Consider the following 23,093-nt stretch of genomic DNA (forward strand, 5'->3'; position numbering starts at 1 on the left):
CCTATATAGCAAAAAAGTATAGGTAGCTTGTTTTTTGATATTAATTAAGTGCTAGGCTCTGGCTTTGCTCTTTTTGCTTTTATTTGTAAGCCGCCTTGTTGGTCGTACATTAATAGCTCACCATTATGTAATTGAAAGCGTTTTACTTTAGCAAGTGCTTGTAATAATCGAGACTCTTGTGCCATTAACGCCGGTGCACACATTTTCCGAGTCGTGGCTATAGGCCCAATGTTTAGCGAGTTGTTCTGTATACTATAGCGTGATGATATATTATTACACGATGCCGAGCCGCTTAAGCCGTTTGTTTGATCAAAGTTTAAGCGAGCAATATTTTGCATCATAACCGCTTTATCTTGGATTGACTGAACGAGCCAGCTGCCAGGTAATGTTTCTTGGCTAGGCACGGCAGGGGAGCTATTACAAGCAGCCAGTGTAGTTGAAATAGCCACTAATAAGGCCAGTCGTTTGATGTTTTTCATAGAAATTCCTTGCTTGCGTTATATGTACTTCAAGGCCAAAACGCGGTGAATTATAATAACGTCAGTGTGATTGTAATATATATAAAATTCAAATGTTTAGTTCATACATTATAAAAAACTAAATGAGCAACTTGCTTTTAAGGCGCAATTTTTATGCAGACTAACACTTTTATTCGGTATTTTTTAGCCGGCCAAATTACTTGTCGTAATCGAAAATACTTTTTTATCTATTAAATGAAGTTGTTGGTCAATAAAAGTTGTTGACGTATAATCATATTTTTATTATCCCAATTACCTATTAAGGAATTAATCTTGCCTTTTACCCTAATCGATATTTTAGCCTTATCTGTTTTTATTGCCGCTTGGTATGGTTATACCGTATTTGCACGAAGAAAGGCGAAAAATACCGATTGTATCGCAAGATCTTTACATCAACACCGAATTCATTGGATGTATGAACTTATTTCCCGTGAAATTAGAGTATCAGACGCGGCTTTACTCGCCAACTTGGAACGTAATATTGCTTTTTTTGCTTCTAGCACCTTGTTGATTCTTGCCGGTATTTTTACTTTATTTGCCAAAGTCGATACCTTGGGGGTAGTGATTTCATCATTACCCTTTGCCGCTGAGGTTAACCACTTAGCCATACAATTAAAACTCAGTTTATTAGCCTTTATATTTGTTATTTCTTTTTTTCAGTTTACTTGGTCTATGCGCCAATACGGTTTTTTGAATGTAATGATAGGGGCGACGCCCTATCAACAGTCGGGTAAAAATGAGAATTTACTGGCTTATGCAAAACAAATGGCGATAGTACAAGATCAAGCCGCCCATTCTTATAACTATGGCTTGCGGTCGTATTACTTTGCCTTAGCCGCAATATGTTGGTTTTTTCACCCGTTTTTATTTGTCTTGGTGAGTTTATGGGTCGTTTACACCTTATATACCCGTGAATTTAAATCTAAAGCCGTTAAAGCCATTACTACCGCTCAACATTTATTGCATCAAGAGCGTCAATTAAAAAATGAGCAAACACCTGGTGCCTAAACAATATCAACAGTATTCCATTGAAGATTTTGATAAGTTTGACTGCTTAAAGTTATCAAAACGTTTTTATCTGGTCTTGCTGTTTGTTTTACGTGGTTATCTCGTTTGGCTTATGTCGGTAACTAATATGCAAGATAGGGTGTCAACCATGCAGTGGGTTTATCCAGACACCAATGTATTCTTGCTAAGCTTGCTCTCCGGCGTCATTGGTTTATTTGTGGTCCTGATTATTAGTCTACGTCGCCCCAATGCGCCAAACTGGGTAAAAATGCTTTGGCCTCATTGCCGAGCATTGTTGATAGTGGCGCTAATTTTTGACTTCACCATTAACCTTATTAGTTTTTTTTACTGGCAATTGACTTCAATGCCATGGCTAATTTGCCAAGCATTGATTGTCTTTGCTTTAATTACTCTATGCTTTACCAGTAAACGTATGCACATTAATTTAATTGAATTTCCCCAAACACTACCAGATAAATAGTCATCGTATTAAACTTTAAATATAAGGCCCGCAAGTGAATAATGTCCCCGATCAGCAAATTTCAGACAAAGACCAGCGCTTAATCATTTTGGATACTGAAACTACTGGTATCAACCCTAGGGAAGGGCACAGAATTGTAGAAATTGGTTGTGTTGAAATGGTGAACCGCCAATTAACAGGTCGAACCTATCATGCCTATGTAAAACCCCTTGATCATCGTGGCCAGGTATTTGAGATGGATAAAGAGGTTATTAATATTCATGGTTTAACCAATGAATTCCTTAATGACAAACCTATATTTTCCCAAGTTATTCATGAGTTTATTGATTTTATCCGCGGTGCAGAGTTGGTTATACATAATGCAAAATTTGATGTTGGCTTTATGGACCATGAATTTGCATTGTTTAATGCCAGAGCGCGGGGCCAAGATAAAGTACCGATGACGGCAGAGTTCTGTACCATTACCGATACCTTGAAACTATCAAAAGATGAATTAGGCTCCCCAAAAACCTTAGATTATTTAGCACGTTTTTATCGAGTAGATAAATTAATAGACCGTACTTATCACGGGGCATTAATTGATGCGCAACTACTTGCTTTTGTCTATATTGAAATGACACGCAAGCAGTCTAGTTTAAACTTGTCGGTAGGTGACGGCAGTAATGCTGACGCGAATGCCATCAGGCGTTTATCAGCAACACGTAATAAATTAAAGGTTATAACGGCTTCGGCCGATGAATTAGAGGCACATGCAGATCGCATTGCTGTCATCGCGACAAAAGGAGGAGAGCCACTTTGGAAATAAATAAGCATTATTGTTTTAAGCCTAAAAAAAATAAAGTAGCAAGCTGGTCTGCTGTTTTTCTTTTTGTGGTTGCCTCCTTTAGTGCTGGGGCTTTCATGACGAGTGATATAGAAAAAAACAAAAAAGCAGGTAAGCTTAATAAAACGAAAGTTGAATATTATCAAAATGATAATATAACCAACCAGGTACCCTATTTTGATAATCGTTTTCGTCTCGATGCAAACTTAGATGAAATAACGTTAATTTTTTATCGTAAAAGTGGCAGTAAACCTATTATTCTTATTAGACCTGATGGCAGTAAAATAAGGGTTAATGACTTTGATCATAAAAAAGTACAATGGTTTGATGACCGGACTTTTGACATGATTAAGATAAAAAAACCTATGCCGGGGCCTTGGCAAGCCGTAGGCGATATCTTACCTCATAGTCAAATACTGGTTGTTTCAGATATTAAAATTGTCGTAGAGCCATTACCCGAAATTGCTTTTTCTGGGGAGACCCTTAAAGTAGAAGGGCGCTTATTTAATGGTGACGAGGCAATAGATAGCCCCCATTTTAAAAATGTTGTTAAATTAGATGTTAATTTTTACAGTACTAATAACTCTGCCTATGAAAATTTTGGTGCAGATGCCATTAAAGTGACGTCCTTTCGTGATGACGGTTATGGTTTAGATGAATATGCTAATGACAATATCTTTACTGGTGAGTTTATCCTAGATTTTGCTCCAGGAGAATGGCAACCAGTTTACTTGGTCAAATTACCCATGGTAACGCGAGAGCTAAGACAATCGACTATATTATTACAAAAAACACCGGTAGCAGTGAGTGTGGTTAAATCACAAGTCGCTGATAAACCCCACCAGATACTGCTTACGATAGACCCTAGTTATGTTGACCCTGATAGCCTTGTCTTTCAGGGGAAATTTACTTTTCCTGACCGTCAAGTTGAGCCTTTTTCCATTATGGAAAGTCATGGCGAGACGAGAAGTATAACTATGGCCAATACTGAACCTGGTCTTTATCGGATCAATGTCAGTGCTTTTGGTAACACAATTACTGGCCGAGAATTTCGTTTAGTGTTGCCAGAGTTCACCTTTAATATTGAGGCAACTAACCAGCTGATGGTTAGAGTTGGTGATGAAGTCAACTCGGAGGGCGCTGAGGCTATTACCGCAGATTTTCTGGCTAAAACAGCACAAGAAAAAGAGTTGGCTTTATTAAACCAGCAACAAGCGAAAGATGAGCAAGAAACTATATTACTTATTGTCGCTGGCAATGGGGTAATTATACTTATTGCGGTGGTACTATTTTTTTCTTTACGTAGAAAGAAAGTAAAAAACAAGCAAAACTAAGACGATTTTTAATTTATCACTGGGTATAGTGATGGAATATGCTTTGATTTTCAGCAGATTGCTCGTCAAATGCACATGCAGTCAATTTTATTAAAAAAGTGGTTGACTGCACCGCGCCATAACCGTATTATCTCGCCGCATTCAACGACATGTTGTTGAATGCGGCCATAGCTTGCAATGATTGATTAAGGTCAGTTGAGTAAGCTATAGCTAAAGATTGTAAAGTAGTAGCTCAGTCGGTTAACTTTTATTAGGTAATCGGCCTGTTACGACCAGTGATCTTTTATCGGGTTTGAGTACCGTTCACTTCCCCTAGTGAAAAACTCAAGATAAACAAGATATGCGGAGTGGTAGTTCAGTTGGTTAGAATACCGGCCTGTCACGCCGGGGGTCGCGGGTTCGAGTCCCGTCCACTCCGCCAATTTTGTTGAAATCATCATAGTTGCTGCGACATAAGAGTCGTTAAAATCTTAAAACGAAATACAGCGCAGTGGAAGTTCAGTCGGTTAGCTTTTTATAAGATAGCGGCCTGTCACAGCGGATGTCTTTCGCGGGTTCGAGTACCGTTCACTTACCCTAGTGATAAACTCGAGATAACAAGATATGCGGAGTGGTAGTTCAGTTGGTTAGAATACCGGCCTGTCACGCCGGGGGTCGCGGGTTCGAGTCCCGTCCACTCCGCCAATTTTGTTGAAATCATCATAGTTGCTGCGACATAAGAGTCGTTAAAATCTTAAAACGAAATACAGCGCAGTGGAAGTTCAGTCGGTTAGCTTTTTATAAGATAGCGGCCTGTCACAGCGGATGTCTTTCGCGGGTTCGAGTACCGTTCACTTACCCTAGTGATAAACTCGAGATAACAAGATATGCGGAGTGGTAGTTCAGTTGGTTAGAATACCGGCCTGTCACGCCGGGGGTCGCGGGTTCGAGTCCCGTCCACTCCGCCAATTTTGTTGAAATCATCATAGTTACTGCGATCTAACAGTCATTAAAATCTTAAAATAAAATACAGCGCAGTGGAAGTTCAGTCGGTTAGCTTTTTATAAGATAAGCGGCCTGTCACAGCGGATGTATTTACGGCTCTATTCCCGTCCACTCCGCCAATTTTGTTTAAAATCATCATAGTTACTGCGATCTAACAGTCATTAAAATCTTAAAACGAAATACAGCGAATCGGTAGTTCAGTTGGTTAGCTTTTTATAAGGTAGGCGGTCTGTCACACCGAATGGTTCTTCCCAGGTTCGAGTCCCGTCCACTCCATCAAATTTTTTTAAAATCATCATAGTTGCTGCGTCATAAGAGTCGTTAAAATCTTAAAATGAAATACAGCGAATCGGCAGTTCAGTTGGTTATCTTTTTATAAGGTAGGCGGTCTGTCACACCGAATGGTTCTTCGCAGGTTCGAGTCCCATCCGTTCCACCAATTTATTTGATTATCTAGCATATCCCCCTTGATATAAATACCCAGTTAAACACCCAATAAAACACAGAATGTCTGCTAATACGGAATTACATCCCATATTTTCCTTCTATAGCATTAACTAGTCGCAGCTTTATCTTAAACACTTACCAAAAATAATAGATTATCAATTACTTACCTTGTTATTTTTATTTGCACTAGCACTTACTTTCTTTATCTTTCTAATTGATTTTTATAGCGCTTTGCGTAGTTAAGCCTAGGTTTATGCTTTTATATAGCGGGTTATTTTGCTGGCAAATATTTGTTGTCTATTGTCATTATTAATAAAAAACTAAAAAAAGCTTGAATTAGTGGTACGACCAGTGCTTTAATCTAGCTATAAAATTATAAAATTATAAAATTATAAATAGTTCACTAAATTTGTCGGAGAAAGCTAATGCTAACTTATAAAGCACCCATAGCAGATATTAAATTTTTGCTTGAAGACGTATTCAATTATTATGATCATTATAAAAAATATGAAGAATTTAAAGAAGCAACGCCTGACTTAGTGGATGCAATTCTGCAAGAATGTGCAAAGTTTTGTGAAAATGAATTACTGCCTTTGTATCAAAGTGGTGATAAAGAAGGTTGTCACTATGATAATGGCAAGGTAACAACACCTAAAGGCTTTAAAGCAGCTTATCAACAGTACATTGATGGCGGCTGGTCTTCGTTATCGCATTCATTGGAATATGGTGGACAAGGTTTACCACCTTCATTAGGCATGGTGCAATCAGAATTGACAGGCACAGCCAACTGGTCTTGGGCAATGTATCCAGGCCTTAGCCATGGTGCCATGAATACTATTACTACCCATGGTAATGATAAGCAAAAAGAGTTGTATCTAACACGTTTAATTCAGGGTACTTGGACCGGTACCATGTGTTTAACCGAGGCGCAATGTGGTACTGATTTAGGGCAAGTGACAACAAAAGCCGAGCCAAATGGCGATGGCACTTACAATATCACCGGCACTAAAATATTTATTTCTGCAGGTGATCATGACTTGACGGATAATATTATCCATATCGTCCTAGCAAGATTACCAGACGCGCCAAAAGGCACTCGTGGCATTTCCTTATTTATTGTACCAAAAATAAAAACGGATCAAGACGGTACCCTAGGTGAGGCAAATAATGTTACTTGTGGCTCAATAGAAGAAAAAATGGGTATTAAAGCTTCTGCGACAGCGGTTATTAATTTTGACAATGCCGTTGGTACGCTAATAGGTCCAGAGAATAAAGGTTTAGAATGTATGTTCACCTTTATGAATACTGCGCGTATCGGTACAGCGTTACAAGGCGTTTGTGCCGCAGAGCTAGCTTTTCAAAACTCATTAATTTATGCCAAAGAACGTTTATCTATGCGTTCTTTAACAGGAAAAAAATATCCTGATCAAGTTGCTGACCCTATTATCGTTCATCCTGATGTGCGTAAGATGCTGATGACACAAAAAGTGATTTCTGAAGGCGGCAGGGCAATGATTTATTATACAGCTAAAATTGTTGATGATATTTCTATGGCAAAAACCGAAGCAGAGCGTCAAGCAGCAGATGATCGTTTAGGTTTTATCACGCCTATCTTAAAAGCTTTTTTAACTGAACTTGGCACTGAAAGTGCTAATCATGGTTTACAAATTTTTGGTGGCCACGGTTATATTAAAGAGTGGGGCATGGAACAAATAGTACGAGACGTAAGAATTTCTACGCTTTATGAAGGCACCACAGGTATTCAGGCACTCGATTTATTAGGTCGTAAAATATTAATGACTCGTGGTAAGTCTTTAAATGATTTCTCTAAAGAGGTCCTTGGCTTTTGTAAAAACAACAGTTTAATTTCAAGTAATCCACATAAACGTAAAATGAATCGCTTTATCTGGCCATTGGGTAAGGCTATCGCTAACTGGCAACAGTATTCAATACGCTTAGCACTCAAGGCTAAATCGAATCGTGATATTGTTGGCTCAGCATCAGTCGACTTCTTGATGTATTCTGGCTATATCGTCATGGCTTATTTTTGGGCTCAAATGGCGCAATCTGCCTATGAAAAATTAGCTGGAGATGTTGAAAATCGTGACTTCTACCGAGCAAAAATCAAATCAGCTGAGTTTTATTTTGAGAGAATGTTACCTAGAACTAAGTCTTTAGCTAAAACTATGATGACAGATCCAAAAAGCATAATGCAACTTGATCAAGAATTGATGTCGTTTCTTTAATTCATAACTAAAGTAAACTAAATTAAGTTTTAGTCTTTAGTACAAAAAAGGCCCGGTAACTATATATTATAGTTAACGGGCCTTTTTTATTAACCATTTATCAATTATTTTAGTGACATAATCCAAGCAATAATCCTGCGAGTTGTCTGTGCAATTAACTCGCTATCAATGTTTACTTGCATGGCAAGTTGAGCATATTGCAGTTGAGAGAAAACCGTGTACATTATTTTAGCATCAAGTTCAGGATTCACTTTGTTAAAAAATCGACATAGCTGCTCATAAGGTACTAACTGAGCTAATTGATGTTCTTGGGCAAGCAAGCGTAACTCTGGCGTTACTTGGATCTCGGTTAACATTAATTGTTCGACAGCAAGAGATATAGCTTGGTGTTTGATGTTGTCAATTAAATACTGAGATGTCATTTCACTCAATTGTAGACACAATGCTTCCTTAACTGCTGTCTTTCTTAGTTCTTTCTTCTCTATTTTAGTAATAAGGATACAAGCGGCGGCTAAGTTTGTATCAGCACGCGAGGTGATATGTTCTGCATTCAATTTAAATGCTTGATTAATAAGTTCTTGAATATCTTTAAAATAATAAGTCGTTAAAGAAAGCTGTAGTTGTGCATGGCTGGCAATGGCACGGTGGGTAGTCCCTTTTATACCATTGAGCGCTAAAACCTCAATCGCAGCAATCAGAATTTTCTCGCGTGTTCTTTGCCCTTTTGAGCGACGTTTTACCGGCATATTCGTCTGCTCTTGGGGCATTATCTCTTTTACGGGCATGTTCAGCTCAGTTAAAGTATTAGTTTTATCATTATATTTACCTTATGTTAACATCGTTTCTTGCAACTGATAATATTTAAAAGGCACTTTATATATCCATACTACAAATTCACACAGTTACTAAGGTGGATTTTAGTACATTATTTATCTAAATTTTGGGCTTAAATGCAGATAATTCTTTACTATCAAAGTCGTCTACGGCAATAACCCATTGTCGCCCAGTCTCTGCAGTCGTTAATAACTCTGCTTCATCTTTAGAAATAATGTTTTCAGACAGCCCAAGCTCGGCTACTTTATCTAGTTGATAAAATGGTAATGTTTTATTTAAAGCACGACAGATTTTTTCATGAATTGCTTCACAATTGATAATATCCTCAAGTACTTGTTCTAATTTACCAAAAATATTATTGCCATCGCGAGTTAAATATTGCCCTTGACCTAAGCGAGTACGACTTGCACCAGGTGTTTGTAGTATTCTTGCTACCTTTTGCGCTATTTCATCACTTGGTTTTTTCAGCCACATACCTAGAGGGAATATTATCAGCCGTAAAAGTTTTGCCACCACCTTGTTCGGAAAATTACTAATAAGCTCGTCAATGGCATGTTGCATACTATAGAGACAATCTTCAACGGCATGCTGAACAAAGGGCAGATCAGCCGTTTTTCGGCCCTCATCATTGTATCGTTTTAAGGTGGCACTCGCTAAATATAGCTGGCTAAGTACATCTCCTAACCGCGCAGAAATACGTTCTTTACGTTTAAGCTCCGCACCCAGTATAAGCATGGAAATATCCGAAAGCATCGCTAGGTTGGCACTAAAGCGAGTAAGTAATTGATAGTAACGGTGAGTTTCGTCATTAAATGGGCTATTCAAGAAGCGTGAACCGGTAATTGAGCACCATAAACTACGGCTAATATTACTGATAGTAAAACCTATATGTCCAAAAATCGCATGATCAAAGTCATTAAGCGCTTGTTCACTATCACTATTATTGGCAGCTTCTAACTCTGCCAGCACATAGGGATGACAACGAATGGCGCCTTGACCGTAAATAATTAGACTGCGGGTTAAAATATTAGCCCCTTCAACGGTGACGGCGATAGGTGCCCCTTGATAGCCGCGTGCTAAATAGTTGTTCGGTCCCAGGCAAATACCTTTACCACCGTGAATATCCATGGCATCGATAATGGACGAACGCATCTTTTCGGTTAGGTGATATTTGGCTATGGCTGAAATAACAGACGGCTTTTCACCCAGATCTATGGCTCCGGTTGACATCGTGGTGACGGCGTCCATGAGATAGGCATTTGCGCCTATGCGAGCAAGTGGCTCTTCAATACCCTCCATTTTACCAATGGGCATTTTAAATTGTCGTCTTATCCTGCTATAGGCTCCAGTAGCTAAAGCCACGGTTTTAATACCACCGGCACTATTTGACGGTAAGGTAATAGCACGACCTATAGAAAGGCATTCAACCACCATACGCCAGCCTTGTCCAGCCATAGCAGAGCCACCAATGATAAAGTCAAGTGGCACAAAAACATCAGTACCTTGTGTTGGACCATTTTGAAAGGGAATATTTAAAGGGAAATGTCTACGGCCAATAATAATATTAGGTAAATTGGTGGGAATAAGGGCACAGGTGATGCCCCACTCTTTTTTATCTGAGAGCAGTTGGTCCGGGTCTTGTAATTTAAATGCTAAGCCTAACACTGTCGCAATAGGGGCTAAAGTGATATAGCGTTTATCCCAAGTGAGCTTCATACCTAAGACATCTTTGCCTTCAAACTGGCCATGACAAATAATGCCGTAATCTGGAATAGCACCCGCATCAGATCCTGCCTCTGGACTGGTAAGGGCAAAACAAGGGATTTCTTTACCTGAGGCTAAACGTGGTAAGTAATAGTCTTGTTGCTCTTTAGTACCATATTCTTGTAATAATTCACCTGGACCTAATGAGTTAGGAACTCCTACAGTACTGGCAAGCACGGAACTCACCCCAGTAAGTTTTTGTAAGACACGAGATTGGGCAAAAGCGGAGAACTCTAGGCCGCCATATTTTTTTTTAATGATCATGGCAAAAAATTTGTTTTCTTTTAAAAATTTCCATATCTCTGGTGGTAGATCGGCAATTTCATGAGTAATATGCCAATCGTTAACCATGGCGCAAACCTGCTCAACAGGTCCATCGATGAATGCTTGCTCTTGGGGGCTCAGTCGCGGTCGAGGGTAATTATGTAATTTTTCCCAATCAGGGTCACCGCGAAATAAATCAGCATCAAACCATGTGGTACCGGCATCAATGGCTTGTTGTTCTGTTGAGGACATTCGTGGCATTATTTTCTTGAAAAGAGCCAACAAGGGCATACTAATAAACTGTTGGCGGATATTATCTATATTCAGTGGTAGTGCGATTACAGCAAAGAGTAACCAAGATACTATACCTATTATGTTGAAAAAAGACCCTAAGGCCATCAGTGCGGCAAAGGCTAAGGTAAAACTAGATAATGTTGTTCTGGCATAGCTCATAAACCAAGTAAGCGAAAATGCGACAAATAACCAAATAATAATATCCACAGGAATCCCTTTTAGTGTTTTTTGATGTGATGCTTAATATAAGAAAAAGTATTTGAATTTAAAATAATTTATTGTCAATGATATACTCTATTTATAGAATAAATTGTTGCTTTAGCCAAGCATATTTTACTTTTAAGTTAAGAGGTTAACTATGTATTAAGTGCTATCAATGGCACATTGTTAGGTAAGAAATATTTTTTTAGCACTATCAGAATTAGTACCATCAAATGGTAACCTGCTGTCTATATCAATGTTGCTGTAAAAATATGAGATGGCCATTTTTTACCCATGTCACTTTAGGTGTACGGGTGAAATTTTCAAGGATGCGGCGGGTACTAGTAAGGAAATATGCGCCATTATTGTAGCCGCATGCTAAATCAGGCGTATCAATCATTCATTATGATAGATATAGCTAGGTAAGTGAGAAAATCGCCGGCGGGAATATGTGGATAGTATTTTTAATGAAAAAGGTAATAAATAAAAATATAATAAATGCAACAACACAGTGGCATACAACACGATAAAGCTACGGTATACAATAGCGTGTAATGTAATGTAATGTTTTTATTCGTAACAAGGAGTTACAATTTTCATTGTTGTATTTGTTTTTAAAGTGTACCAGGTCAAATGTACTGGTTTTTACAGTTAATAATTGAAGGTTTTGTTAAAACCGGTAAGTTATTAACTGTTTTTTTTAATTAACTTTAAATTTTAAAGATTCAATGATGTTGGAATTATCCAGTGTAAACATGACTAAACTTCAACGTGCTGCTCAAAAACTCACGATAAAAAAGGGAGATGAAGCAGTAACTCCTAATGATGGCGCTGGTGGTATTTAATCCGCCTACCTTAAGTACTCACCCTCACCTAGGTGTTGGCCCATCACAACAAGCCCCAGCTTTTACTACACTAAAAGAAAGTGTGGTTAAGTTATCTAGTGACTTAACGCCAATTACAGCTTAATATTAATTAAAGCTAAACGGATTTTTGATCTGTTTAGCTTTTTATTTTCTATAGTGACCCCCTTACTGACACTGCACTGAATTTCCAAGGTTGCCAGTTCGATTAAGTTACTTGTTTTAAAAGGATTAATTGATTTATGTGTGAGCTCTTAGCGATGAGTGCCAATGTGCCAACAGATATCTGTTTTAGTTTTAGTGGTTTAATGCAGCGTGGTGGTAATACTGGGCCACACAGTGATGGTTGGGGCGTTACCTTTTATGAAGGCAAGGGGTGTCGAAGCTTTAAAGATCCCATGCCTAGTGCACATTCGCCTATCGCCGAGCTGGTTACTAAATACCCGATGAAGAGTGAAGCGGTAGTTTGCCATATCAGACAAGCTAATTCTGGCGCGGTATGTCTTGAAAATACCCACCCGTTTGTTCGTCAAATGTGGGGTAAAAATTGGACTTATGCACATAATGGTCAGTTAAAAGACTTTAATAGTGAGCTACCTATTCACTTTCATTTACCCATTGGTACCACGGATAGTGAACATGCTTTTTGTTGGATACTTGATCAATTACACTTAGAGTTTGGCGCTAAGCAGGTAGAGGCTAAAACATTATTTGGCTTTATCGCGGCACTTACGGCAAAAATTGATAAGCTTGGCGTTGCCAATATTATTATTACTGATGGTGAATACATGTTCGTGTATTGCTCTACTAACTTGCATTGGCTCACTCGTAAAGCCCCCTTTGGTCAAGCAAGTCTTATTGATGCAGAAATGGCGGTCGATTTTCAAAAAGAAACCACCAGTAATGATATTGTCACTGTTATTGCGACAAAACCGCTCACCGGTGATGAAACCTGGCATAAAATGGCGCCAGGGCAATGGCAGTTATTTCGCTTGGGAGAGTTGGTTACGGGTGGTCTTGCTAGTACAGATAACGAAAACGCTTAGGGGCTTTAATGTCCCTAAATGGCCGCATATCTTAAATTATCGCTCACTTGTGCGGGTTAAAATACTCCATGTCAGCGTTGCTCTCAATCCCAATAGCTCGCTATTGCTCAATCGAGCGTCTTGCCCTGATTTATTTTTCCTGTGCACAACAAGACCAAAAACTTAATAAAAGAGGTATAAGTGTCTTATTAGGTTAACTAATATCATAAAAACTCCAAGCAATAAAGCGACTTATCTTTTGCCCTTGAGCCATTTTAATCACTTTGATTTGTTTTACTTGCGCTTTTTTTAAATAGAATTTTAGTTTTGACAGGTGCTCTTTTTTCGAGACTAAACAGGTAAACCAAAGTACCTGTTGCTGATAATTCTTACTTTCCTTAATCATTTTATCAATAAAGGCTAATTCACCACCTGGACACCATAGTTCAGCTTTTTGTCCGCCAAAATTTAGTTTTTCTGTTTGCTTTTTCGAGGGGGTGCTAGCTTTATTCAAATTTTGCCATTTTCGCCTAGTGCCTTGACTTGCCTCTGCTAAAGAACGATGAAATGGCGGGTTACATAGGGTTAGATGATAAAATTCATCTTCAGCGATAATACCATTAAAGATATGATTGCTATTGGGTTGTAAACGACAGCTAATCGCTTGGTTGAGTGTTTTATCAGCTGATATTATCTGTTTTGCCACCTTGATTGAAATGGGGTCAATATCAGAGGCGACAAAATGCCAGCCGTATGCTCTTTGCCCTAAAATAGGGTAAATGCAACTGGCTCCTGTGCCTATATCGAGCACTTTAACGGGTTTCTTCGCAACTAACCGTGTTGTTGCCGTTGCCGTGAGTAAGTCATGGAGATGGTGAATATAGTCAACTCTTCCCGGGACAGCGGGACATAGGTAACCATCAGGTATATCCCAGAAGCTGATATGATAGTCACTTTTTAATAAAGCGGCATTAAGTACTTTAATTGCCAATGGATTAGCAAAATCGATGGTATCTTGGTTATTATATTTATTTTTTATAATAAAAGGTGATAATTCAGGATGTTTTTTAACTAAAACCGTAAAGTTATAACCTTGTTTATGGCGATTGTTTTTATGCAAAGTAGGACCGTTAGAATAAAAAGTTGATTTGAATAGCGGATTGCTTAAGAATTGTTTGGTTTTTGGCCAACTTTAAAATAGCCATTACTGGTAAATTGCACCACTTGTTGACGTTTTTTACCCAGCAAAATAGGGCCATCATCCATAAACAAAAAGTTTTTCCAACAACGTTTGAATATTAACCAATTTGTCTCTATGACATTATCTCGGGAATTACAGTAGTAGACCACGGTATTTTGATCCCAGTCTAGATGTTGGTCGATTAACTCAGGTAGTGCGGCTTCATTGCTGTCCCATAGCCCCTCCCACTTTCCTTGCTCTAACCAGTTGCTATTATCTGAGGGCCAATCGCCTTTTTTGAAAAAGTCTGGGTGATCTACTTGGCGAGAAATAAAGGTGTCCCATACTATATTGGCACGTTCGATACTCAGAGGTTTTATTTTTGCTAGATCCGATTCAGCAATAGGTAAACTCTTATGCTTGAAAATCCAAGCATTTTTTAAACTTTCTAGTGGCAGGTAATTCATTAACAATACTCAAAAAGGGAAACAAGGTAATTATACCCAGCAATAGCGAAATAAAAAAGCGCTAGATAAAGTAACATATTGTCAGGTGTCTCAATGGCCGAATAATAGTCATGGTCTAGGGTACATTAACGCTTGCGCGAGGGGATGCTGAGGCAAATGTGTAGCGTTTATCACTTTTCTAATATGCAGATAAGAATTTAGCCTAAATAACAACTTGCTAGCTGCAAAATAACCCGTTGATGTTGTAACTGGCCATTTTGTCGCTACTGATACCTTAAAAGTAAAAAGCAGCTGAAATTTACTTTACTGGTTTTATTCGCTGATATTATCTGCTTTGCTTTTTTTTGCAATTCGATAGGCGTCAAAAGCGGAAAGTCCCCAGATAGCTAGCATTACATAACCTACAGTTGTTAGCTGAGGATTTTCTAATACGCCTTGCTCAATCAATGCTTGTCGGATTGCAGCAACATCAAGAGAAACGTCCCCTCGCATAATACTGTCAATGACTTGTTGACTCTTAGTCAACATCTCATTGACAAAACCCAATAGTAGGTAGGCAAAGCTAGCGATAAACCCTAAGGCTATTGCATATTTTTTTAATAGTAAATGTCCAACGCCCGGGAATATAAGTAATGATAATAAGGTAACTTTAATTGTTTTTTTCATGTGTAAACTGTAAATAAGACAAGTGAGGTACTTGGCATCTTATCCTGATAAGTCAAGTTAGGCTAATACAAAATAATAGCCGCTACGTTAACAAAGAGAGAAAATTTGTCAGGTAAAAGGCTATTTTTGGCACAATAATCAAACGATTGTTTTAATTGCTATAAAAATGTATACTTAAAACCATTAAAATATTCGTCTAAACAATTTAAATAATTTTAATAAACTCAGATGCTTGCGATGTGAATTAAAGCCATTGCTACTGGGCATCTTAGTGTCATGTTGAAGTGGTTTTAGTGTAGCAATACAAATGTTAAATCAAAGTAACATAAAATTAACGCTTGTTTAATTTATGTTCAAATGGTATTAATTATGAAAATAAAAATAAGGAGCGGTTATGCCACAAGCAGCAGTTCGCCAATATGAGGAAGATGGAGCTTTGCCCGAAGCAGAAGTTGAGCAACAGGCTGTATCAGAAGCAGAATCTGAAGAAACATTAGCTAGTGCCGATACTCCAAGCGCAGAAGATAAACAAGATGAATCCTATTACCATTATACTTTAGATACTAAGGATCCCGATCCTTGGCTGACCAAGCATAGAAGTAAAATAATCGCTGTGGTTGTTTTTGCTGCAGTTGCGCTAGCGGTTAGTATTTTTTATAAAAACTACCAATTAAGCGAGCAAACAAAAGCTATTGTCGCTGCGCCTCAATTGAATGATATTTATTATATCGATTTCCGAGTCATTGAAGATAACCTTCGCCCCGCGGAGAAATTTCGTATGGCAAAAGTTAAAGATATTACCGGCGATGTAGTCACGCTTAACTTTAGTAGCTTTTTTTATCCACAAGAGCATGAGTTGAATGAAACAATACGTTATGCGCTACTGAGGTCCGAAAGTTTTTTCCAAGAAAAACGTCATAATTATAATGCTGAAGAATTACAAGGAATGATCACTTCAGGTGCTATCCTTTTGGCTCGTCGCCCAGAAAATAATATACTTGACGGTAATGTAGTTGTCCCAGATTCACATTTTGAATCGACTTCGGTATTCATTCCAGGTAAAAAAGAAAACTTTATTGGCTTAGAGTATTTAAAGTTTGCTGAAAGCGGTAGTGAATCAGCACTAGCAATAGCATTAGTGAAGGTTCAAGAGTCTGCAGATCTTGGCTTTGCTCAAGGTCAAGTCAATCTTGCTCAAATGTACCTTACCGGCACAGCGGTACGGAAAAGTTTACCTGCAGCGCTGGTTTGGTTTAAAAAAGCCTCTTTGCAGGCCTATAAGCCAGCAATATTTAAATATGCCATCGTTTGTCAACAAGTTAAAAGTTGTGCTATAGCCGATTTTTACCAAGAGCTAGTTAAAGCGGGAGTGAATATTGACTTTACTAAACAAGTCGATATTAGAGCGACAACAAAGGCTTATGCTAAAGCATTAGAATATGCTCGAGGTAAGAAAGCGTATTAAATACCCGTTAAAGGCTTAAAGTTTTTTTAAGCCTTTTTATGGTGTACAGAACAGTTTATTAAAGCAACAGTTAAAATTAGCTTAAATTATTTTTCATACACTCGGCTAAAAGGCGGCAAAGAGTCGAGTATTTGCTTACCATAGCGTTTGGTTACTACACGTTTATCCAATAAGGTTATAATACCTTTATCCCTTTCATTCCGTAATAAACGACCACAAGCTTGTACCAATTTTTTCGCTGTATCAGGTACAGATAAGGTCATAAACGGGTTACCACCTTTAGCGGTGACATATTCAGCTTGAGCTTGTTCAACTGGCGAAGTTGGCACCGAAAACGGCAGTTTGGTGATAATTAAGTTAGTAAGGTAGTTTCCAGGTAAATCTAGCCCCTCTGAAAAGCTTTGTGTACCAAAAATAATACTTTCTTTGTTATTATCGCAACGTTTTTTATGCTCTGTTATTATTTGTTGTCGCGATAATTCGCCTTGCACCATGATTTCAATATCACTTTCATCCCTGAGTGCTTGTGCGACCTTATTCATTTGCCAATAGGAAGAGAATAGCACCAAGCTGGCACTTCCTTGGGCAAGGTATTTTGGTAATTTAGCAATTAATTCATCAGTGAACTCTTGTGCGCTGGCTTCATTTTCCATATTAGCTATAACTAATTTCGCGTTATGCTGGTAATCAAAAGGGGAGTCAACGTATTGATATTGACTGCCATCATTATTTTTTAAACCCACCTGAAAGCGAAAGTGGTCGAAGGAATTTAAGGCCCGTAAGGTTGCTGAGCATAATACGGCACCTTCACATTTGCTCCACAGCATATCTTCTAAGGTAAAACCTACTTCGATAGGGGATGCGCTTAATAGGTAATCATGACGCTTAGAGGTCAGTTTCTGTAACCAACGAGCCATAGGGGCTGCTTTTTCACTATCAGTTTTAGCATACATAAACCATAGGGCTTGTAAATTGTCTAAACGTTGCAACATAAAGCCAGCTTCAGCCAGTAATGGCTCGGCTAAATACAGTTGGGTATCGCCATCTTTTACCGATTCAATAAGTCCGTTATAGAGTTTATTTAAATGGGCTAATGATTTTTTACTTAAGCCTTGTAAATCTTCAGCCCAGGTTTTTAATGTTGGTGGGATGATGCCATTTTCAAATCGATACACTTGTTCATCATGTTGAGATTTCTTAGTAAATTTATTGTTCTGGGATAATGAATCATTTTCTTGAAAATAAGTATTGGCATTAGCGTCAATGAAATTAACTACTTTTTGCATTTCCATGAGTAAATCTTGGCAGTCATCGCCTAATTTAGTTGCCGGAGAAATAGCACTTTTTGACTTAATCAATTTAGCCATTTTATCGCCAGTTTCTCCGAGTTTAGTTAACCACTCAATTGAGCCTTTTAGGCTAATACTGGCACTGGAAAAATCACGGGTTACCTTGGCTAGGTGGTGCGCTTCGTCAATGATATAATAGGTATCTTCTGGTGATGACAGTATTCTACCGCCACCGAGCTCAAGATCGGCTAATAATAAACTATGATTGATAACTAAAACATGAGCTTGGTCCATCGTTTCACGTGCTTTGTGAAAAGGACAGTGACTATGCTCAGCTAAATGTTTTAAACAGCTATGTTTATCACTTTGTACCTGCTGCCAAATATGTTGAGGTAGCTGGGTTTTCCAAGAGTCAATATCGCCTAACCAGGAGCCATCAACAAGGGCCTTGTGCATGGCATTGAGTGTGCGAACATCTTTTGCATCGGGCTTTTCTGCAAAAGTAAAACCAACTTGAGCGGCTTCATTATCTGAGCCAGTGGTCACCGCTTGGCTTAATTTTTGTCGACAGACATAGCGTTGTCTGCCCTTGACTAAAGTAAATTCAAAATTTAAGCCCGAGTGTTTTTTAAAAAAAGGCAGATCTTTGTCGACTAATTGTTCTTGTAAGGCGACAGTGGCCGTTGAAATACAAACCTTTTTATCTCGATCAAGCGCTAGGGGAATTGCGCCTAGGCAATAAGCGAGGGATTTTCCTGTACCTGTGCCAGCTTCAATAGTAATTATCTTTCTATCTTTACTGTATTCACCTGCTAGAGTTTTAGCTATTTCGGCAATCAGTAAAGTTTGTTGTTTACGAGGATTAAAGTGAGGTAAGTTCTCGCCGATGGCTTTATAGGCCTGACGAATAGCTTGTTTTAACTTATCAGATAACATTGTTACTAGTTTCCAAAAAACAGGATATCGGTTACACTGCTGTATATATTAACAGGTTTAAGCGCTTCACACGAAAAAAACACCATAAAATGGCAACTTTTAACAACATCAATATCAATAGCGGCTTTCTACTTACCCGCCAAGTGCAAGATAGCGCCAGTGGTTTGCAAGTTACCCTTTGGCTGAAAAGTAGCTCTGGCCCAGTTAAACTGCAAATAAAGCATGAACTCGCTGTTTTTTTTGTTGAACATCATCAATTAGAGATTGCTCAAGGTATATTGACTGCCCAAGATATTCCTTTAGCAAAATCTCAACAATTATCATTAAAAACCTTTGCTCAGCAAAAGGTTGCTGCCCTGTATTTTAACTCTATGCGCAGTTTTTACCGTGCTAGAGAGGCCTTAAAAGCTAAACAAATAAAATGTTATGAAGATGATATTCGCCCCGACGACAGATTCTTAATGGAGCGCCATATTACTGCAGATATTACTTATGTAAGTGATGTTATGACTAAAGGGCTAGGTGATTATATTGATGGTAAGCCAAGTAATGACAGCGATAAAGCTTCTCAGGGTTACCAATTAATAACACAAGCTAGGTGTAAGCGCGCTACAGCACAAAGTGACATTAGCCTTACTATGCTCTCTATAGATATCGAATGCTCTATGCAAGGGCAGCTATACTCCATTGGTTTGTACGCCTGTAATACTAATACCTCGGCTAGTAAAGATGAATTTAAACGGGTCTTAATGATTGGTGAGCCACAAGCAACGAGCGAAAATTATATTCAATGGCTAAAAGATGAAAAACAGCTATTGCAGCAATTTATTGTGGCAGTGAATGGATTTGATGCCGATATTCTTATTGGTTGGAACGTCATCAATTTTGATTTTATCTTATTACAAAAACGTTGTGACTTATATGGTATTGAGTTTGCTATTGGCCGTGATGGTAGTAGTCCTAATTGGCGTAAAAATGCCAATAACCCTGAGCAAAATTTTATTGAAATAGCAGGTCGTGTTGTCCTTGATGGTATCGATTTGTTGAAAAGTGCTACTTATAGTTTTGCTAGTTTTTCACTTGATAATGTCGCCCATAAGCTACTTGGCTTGGGCAAAAAGGTGGTTGATGTTGATAATAGAGTAGAAGAGATCACCGACAATTTTAACCATAACAAACCAGCACTGGCCGCTTATAACTTAGAAGATTGCCGCTTAGTTTGGCTTATTTTTGAAAAAACTCAGTTACTGGCTTTTGCCCAGCTAAGGGCGCAACTTACGGGTTTAGCCATTGATAGAATAGGTGGCTCTGTGGCGGCATTTACCAATCTATACTTACCTAAGTTGCATCGCAGTGGGTATATCGCCCCTAATATGGGGGATGGTGACTCTGGTCTAGTATCTCCTGGTGGCTATGTTATGGATTCAATACCGGGCCTGTATGAAAATGTTTTGGTACTGGATTTCAAGTCGTTATATCCCTCTATAATACGTACCTTTAAAATTGATCCCATGGGCTTAATTGAAGGTCTTGAAGAGGTTCGTGCGCTGAAGTCAGTGAAAGACAAGGACGGGCATTGGCATCAAGATAACCGTCTTCGTGTTATCAAGGGCTTTGATGGCGCTTATTTTTCCAGAGACGCGCACTTTTTACCTGATATCATCGAGACCCTTTGGTTAGAGCGAGATAAAGCTAAATTACAAAAAAATGCCGCTTTATCACAAGCCATTAAAATTATTATGAACAGTTTTTATGGTGTTTTAGGCTCTAGCGGGTGTCGGTTTTTTGATCCTCGACTTTCGGGCTCTATTACCAAACGAAGCCATGAAATCTTAAAGAAAACCAGTCGTTGGATCACCGCAAAAGGCCATAAAGTCATCTACGGTGATACCGACTCCCTTTTTGTTTATATCGGTGCCGATAAATCAAAGCAACAGGCAACGAAAATAGGCCTTGAGTTACAAAAATTTATTAATGATAAATGGCAATATACCCTGCAACAAGAATTTAAAATCACTAGCCAATTAGAAATCGAATTTGAAACCCATTTCACTCAATTTTTAATGCCTAAAATACGTGGCTTTAATACCGGTAAAAACGCCGGTAAAAATACCGGCAAAGGTCAAAATGATATTGGTACTAAAAAGCGTTATGCCGGTATTGCTAATGGTGTGATGATCTTTAAAGGCTTGGAAACAGTGAGAAGTGATTGGACCGAGTTAAGCAAAGACTTCCAACAAGAGCTTTATCGGTTAGTGTTTAACGATGAGCCCATTGATGAATATATTAAAATGATAGTGGCTAATTTGAAGCATGGCCATTATGACAATAAATTGATTTATCAGAAAAAAATTCGACGAAAGCTCAGTGATTACGTTAATACACCGCCTCATATTAAAGCGGCACTGATTGCCAATAAAAAGTTAACAGCGCAGGGTAAAGAGCAACAATATAAACATAGGAGTACCATTAGGTATGTAATTACTCTAGAGGGGGTCCAGCCCTTAGAGTTTAACGACAGTAAACTTGATTATGATTTTTATGTGGAGAAACAACTTAAGCCAATAGCAGATGATATTTTACCCTTTATTGGCCGAGACTTTGAGTCGATTGCTGGTGACCAGTTGGGTCTTTTTTGACGATTATTTAATGGCTGCTATGTTTTTTTATTTTAATTACATTTATTTTCAATTTATATTAACAATTTCTAGTCAGTAAGCTTTAATCAGGTTATAAATGCTTTATCATTATTTAGATGGCTAGATAGCTGGAATAAATTTTTATGCGCTTAGCTAAGCCCCTTTGATGGAAGTTGATATGAAACATGATACTAAAATAGTAAAAGCTGGACGAAACGCAAAATGGACTAAGGGTGTGGTCAATCCTGCAATTACCCGGGCATCAACGGTTGTTTTTGATACGGTTGCCGAAATGAATCATGCCGTTGCCAATCGACATAATCAAACCATGGTTTATGGCCGTCGTGGCACCACCACAGCTTTTGCTTTTAGTGAGGCCATGACCGAGTTAGAGGGCGGTGCTGGTTGTGCATTATACCCATCGGGTACTGCTGCTATTACCAATGCTATTCTAGCTTTTATCCAGCAAGGTGATCATATTTTAATGGTGGATACTGCTTATGAGCCTACCCGGGATTACTGTGATAAAATATTAGCTAAAATAGGGGTTAGTACCACCTATTATGATCCTATGATCGGTGCTGGTATTGAAGCTCTGATCCAAGATAATACCCGTATTGTTTTTTTAGAATCTCCCGGCTCAATTACCATGGAAGTACAGGATGTGCCGAGCATCAGTGCGGTTGCCCATAAACATGGCTGTATTGTTATGCTTGATAATACTTGGGGCGCTGGTATTAACTTTAAACCGTTTGATTATGGTGTAGATATTAGCGTGCAAGCGGCGACTAAATATATTGTTGGTCACTCTGATGTTATGCTGGGTACCGCAACGGCAGTAGAAAAACATTGGCCGCAACTTCGTGATTACAGTTATTTAATGGGTCAGTGTACTTCCCCAGATGACTTATACCTAGCGTTGCGTGGTATTCGTACCCTAGTCGTTAGATTAAAGCAACATCAACAAAGTGCAATTACCGTTGCTACTTGGTTAACGGCACGACCAGAAGTCGCTAAAATTTTACATCCCGCTTTTGCGTCTTGTCCAGGGCATGAGTTTTTTAAGCGGGATTTTTCTGGCTCGAATGGCTTGTTTTCATTTGTACTTAATTGCGGCAACAAAGTCGCATTAACCGCATTTTTGGATGGTTTAGAGCACTTTAAACTGGGCTATTCATGGGGCGGTTTTGAAAGTTTAATTTTGGGTTTTAGTAATGTAAATTCTATTCGTAGTGCCACTAGCTTTGATTGCGAGTTCCCATTAATTCGCCTCCATATTGGTTTAGAAGATGTTGAAGACTTAATCAGTGATCTTGAAAGTGGTTTTGAACGATTTAATAAAGTTCTAGCTGAAGGTTAAGTGTA

Annotated in this window: 17 protein-coding genes and 3 tRNA genes; 13 read left to right on the plus strand and 7 right to left on the minus strand. The window is 38.5% G+C overall.

The genetic code is table 11. The annotated features are described in order from the left end of the window. Positions 1–44: 44 nt before the first annotated feature. On the minus strand, positions 45–479 hold the full coding sequence (locus MTCD1_RS04155) for an META domain-containing protein (protein ID WP_057181157.1): 435 nt from the start codon (positions 477–479) through the stop codon (positions 45–47). 312 nt (positions 480–791) lie between these two features. Here MTCD1_RS04155 and MTCD1_RS04160 point away from each other — a divergent pair, with 312 nt between their 5' ends. The 8 genes from MTCD1_RS04160 (at position 792) to MTCD1_RS04195 (ending at position 7,841) form a co-directional block, all read left to right on the plus strand. After that, a complete protein-coding gene (locus MTCD1_RS04160) occupies positions 792–1,526 on the plus strand; it encodes a DUF599 domain-containing protein (RefSeq protein WP_057181156.1) in 735 nt (244 codons plus the stop codon). Beyond that, the gene (locus tag MTCD1_RS04165; protein WP_057181155.1) at positions 1,504–2,007 is read left to right on the plus strand and encodes a DUF2919 family protein; all 504 of its coding nucleotides are present in this window, start codon (positions 1,504–1,506) and stop codon (positions 2,005–2,007) included. Before MTCD1_RS04160 ends, MTCD1_RS04165 begins: the two co-directional genes overlap by 23 nt. Before the next feature lie 34 nt (positions 2,008–2,041). Further along, the gene (dnaQ, locus tag MTCD1_RS04170; RefSeq protein ID WP_082606508.1) at positions 2,042–2,812 is read left to right on the plus strand and encodes a DNA polymerase III subunit epsilon; all 771 of its coding nucleotides are present in this window, start codon (positions 2,042–2,044) and stop codon (positions 2,810–2,812) included. Then, positions 2,803–4,164: a TIGR03503 family protein gene (locus MTCD1_RS04175; protein ID WP_057181154.1), complete on the plus strand. Its 1,362-nt coding sequence runs from the start codon at positions 2,803–2,805 to the stop codon at positions 4,162–4,164. The genes dnaQ and MTCD1_RS04175 overlap by 10 nt, the downstream gene beginning before the upstream one ends. A gap of 344 nt (positions 4,165–4,508) precedes the next feature. Further along, a tRNA-Asp gene (locus MTCD1_RS04180) sits at positions 4,509–4,585 on the plus strand. A gap of 186 nt (positions 4,586–4,771) precedes the next feature. After that, positions 4,772–4,848, plus strand: a tRNA-Asp gene (locus tag MTCD1_RS04185). A 186-nt stretch (positions 4,849–5,034) separates the two neighbouring features. Beyond that, positions 5,035–5,111 (plus strand) — tRNA-Asp (locus MTCD1_RS04190). A 909-nt stretch (positions 5,112–6,020) separates the two neighbouring features. After that, complete coding sequence (locus tag MTCD1_RS04195) at positions 6,021–7,841, plus strand: acyl-CoA dehydrogenase C-terminal domain-containing protein (RefSeq protein WP_057181153.1); 1,821 nt, start codon at positions 6,021–6,023, stop codon at positions 7,839–7,841. A gap of 104 nt (positions 7,842–7,945) precedes the next feature. Here MTCD1_RS04195 and MTCD1_RS04200 read toward each other — a convergent pair whose 3' ends face one another. After that, a complete protein-coding gene (locus tag MTCD1_RS04200; protein WP_082606507.1) occupies positions 7,946–8,626 on the minus strand; it encodes a TetR/AcrR family transcriptional regulator in 681 nt (226 codons plus the stop codon). Positions 8,627–8,774: 148 nt separating this feature from the next. Continuing rightward, positions 8,775–11,204: an acyl-CoA dehydrogenase FadE gene (gene fadE / locus MTCD1_RS04205; protein ID WP_082606506.1), complete on the minus strand. Its 2,430-nt coding sequence runs from the start codon at positions 11,202–11,204 to the stop codon at positions 8,775–8,777. 816 nt (positions 11,205–12,020) lie between these two features. Between fadE and MTCD1_RS21155 the strand changes: the two genes are divergently transcribed. Together MTCD1_RS21155 and MTCD1_RS04210 are read left to right on the plus strand one after the other, a co-directional pair. Then, complete coding sequence (locus MTCD1_RS21155; RefSeq protein WP_159459897.1) at positions 12,021–12,167, plus strand: hypothetical protein; 147 nt, start codon at positions 12,021–12,023, stop codon at positions 12,165–12,167. A 136-nt stretch (positions 12,168–12,303) separates the two neighbouring features. Further along, positions 12,304–13,107 (plus strand): class II glutamine amidotransferase, encoded by an 804-nt coding sequence (locus MTCD1_RS04210; RefSeq protein WP_057181151.1) that lies wholly within the window; start codon positions 12,304–12,306, stop codon positions 13,105–13,107. Positions 13,108–13,300: 193 nt separating this feature from the next. Here MTCD1_RS04210 and rlmF read toward each other — a convergent pair whose 3' ends face one another. The 3 genes from rlmF to MTCD1_RS04225 form a co-directional block, all read right to left on the minus strand. Then, entirely contained in the window at positions 13,301–14,206 is a 906-nt protein-coding gene (rlmF, locus tag MTCD1_RS04215; RefSeq protein WP_057181150.1) for a 23S rRNA (adenine(1618)-N(6))-methyltransferase RlmF, read from the minus strand. A 44-nt stretch (positions 14,207–14,250) separates the two neighbouring features. After that, positions 14,251–14,733, minus strand: a complete 483-nt coding sequence (locus MTCD1_RS04220; protein WP_057181149.1) for a DUF2947 domain-containing protein — start codon at positions 14,731–14,733, stop codon at positions 14,251–14,253. A gap of 312 nt (positions 14,734–15,045) precedes the next feature. Further along, positions 15,046–15,399: a hypothetical protein gene (locus MTCD1_RS04225; RefSeq protein ID WP_057181148.1), complete on the minus strand. Its 354-nt coding sequence runs from the start codon at positions 15,397–15,399 to the stop codon at positions 15,046–15,048. A 394-nt stretch (positions 15,400–15,793) separates the two neighbouring features. On the opposite strand from MTCD1_RS04225, the gene MTCD1_RS04230 reads away from it, so the two are divergent. Beyond that, the gene (locus tag MTCD1_RS04230) at positions 15,794–16,864 is read left to right on the plus strand and encodes an SEL1-like repeat protein (RefSeq protein WP_057181147.1); all 1,071 of its coding nucleotides are present in this window, start codon (positions 15,794–15,796) and stop codon (positions 16,862–16,864) included. An 86-nt stretch (positions 16,865–16,950) separates the two neighbouring features. Here the strand turns inward: MTCD1_RS04230 and dinG are convergent, their stop codons facing one another. Further along, the gene (dinG, locus tag MTCD1_RS04235; RefSeq protein ID WP_057181146.1) at positions 16,951–19,089 is read right to left on the minus strand and encodes an ATP-dependent DNA helicase DinG; all 2,139 of its coding nucleotides are present in this window, start codon (positions 19,087–19,089) and stop codon (positions 16,951–16,953) included. A gap of 89 nt (positions 19,090–19,178) precedes the next feature. Between dinG and MTCD1_RS04240 the strand changes: the two genes are divergently transcribed. Both MTCD1_RS04240 and MTCD1_RS04245 read left to right on the plus strand, forming a co-directional pair. Then, positions 19,179–21,728, plus strand: a complete 2,550-nt coding sequence (locus MTCD1_RS04240) for a DNA polymerase II (RefSeq protein ID WP_082606505.1) — start codon at positions 19,179–19,181, stop codon at positions 21,726–21,728. A gap of 178 nt (positions 21,729–21,906) precedes the next feature. Beyond that, on the plus strand, positions 21,907–23,088 hold the full coding sequence (locus tag MTCD1_RS04245; protein WP_082606526.1) for a cystathionine beta-lyase: 1,182 nt from the start codon (positions 21,907–21,909) through the stop codon (positions 23,086–23,088). Positions 23,089–23,093 lie beyond the last annotated feature (5 nt).

The organism is Colwellia marinimaniae (genome assembly GCF_002207865.1).
GTDB classification, from domain to species: domain Bacteria; phylum Pseudomonadota; class Gammaproteobacteria; order Enterobacterales; family Alteromonadaceae; genus Colwellia; species Colwellia marinimaniae.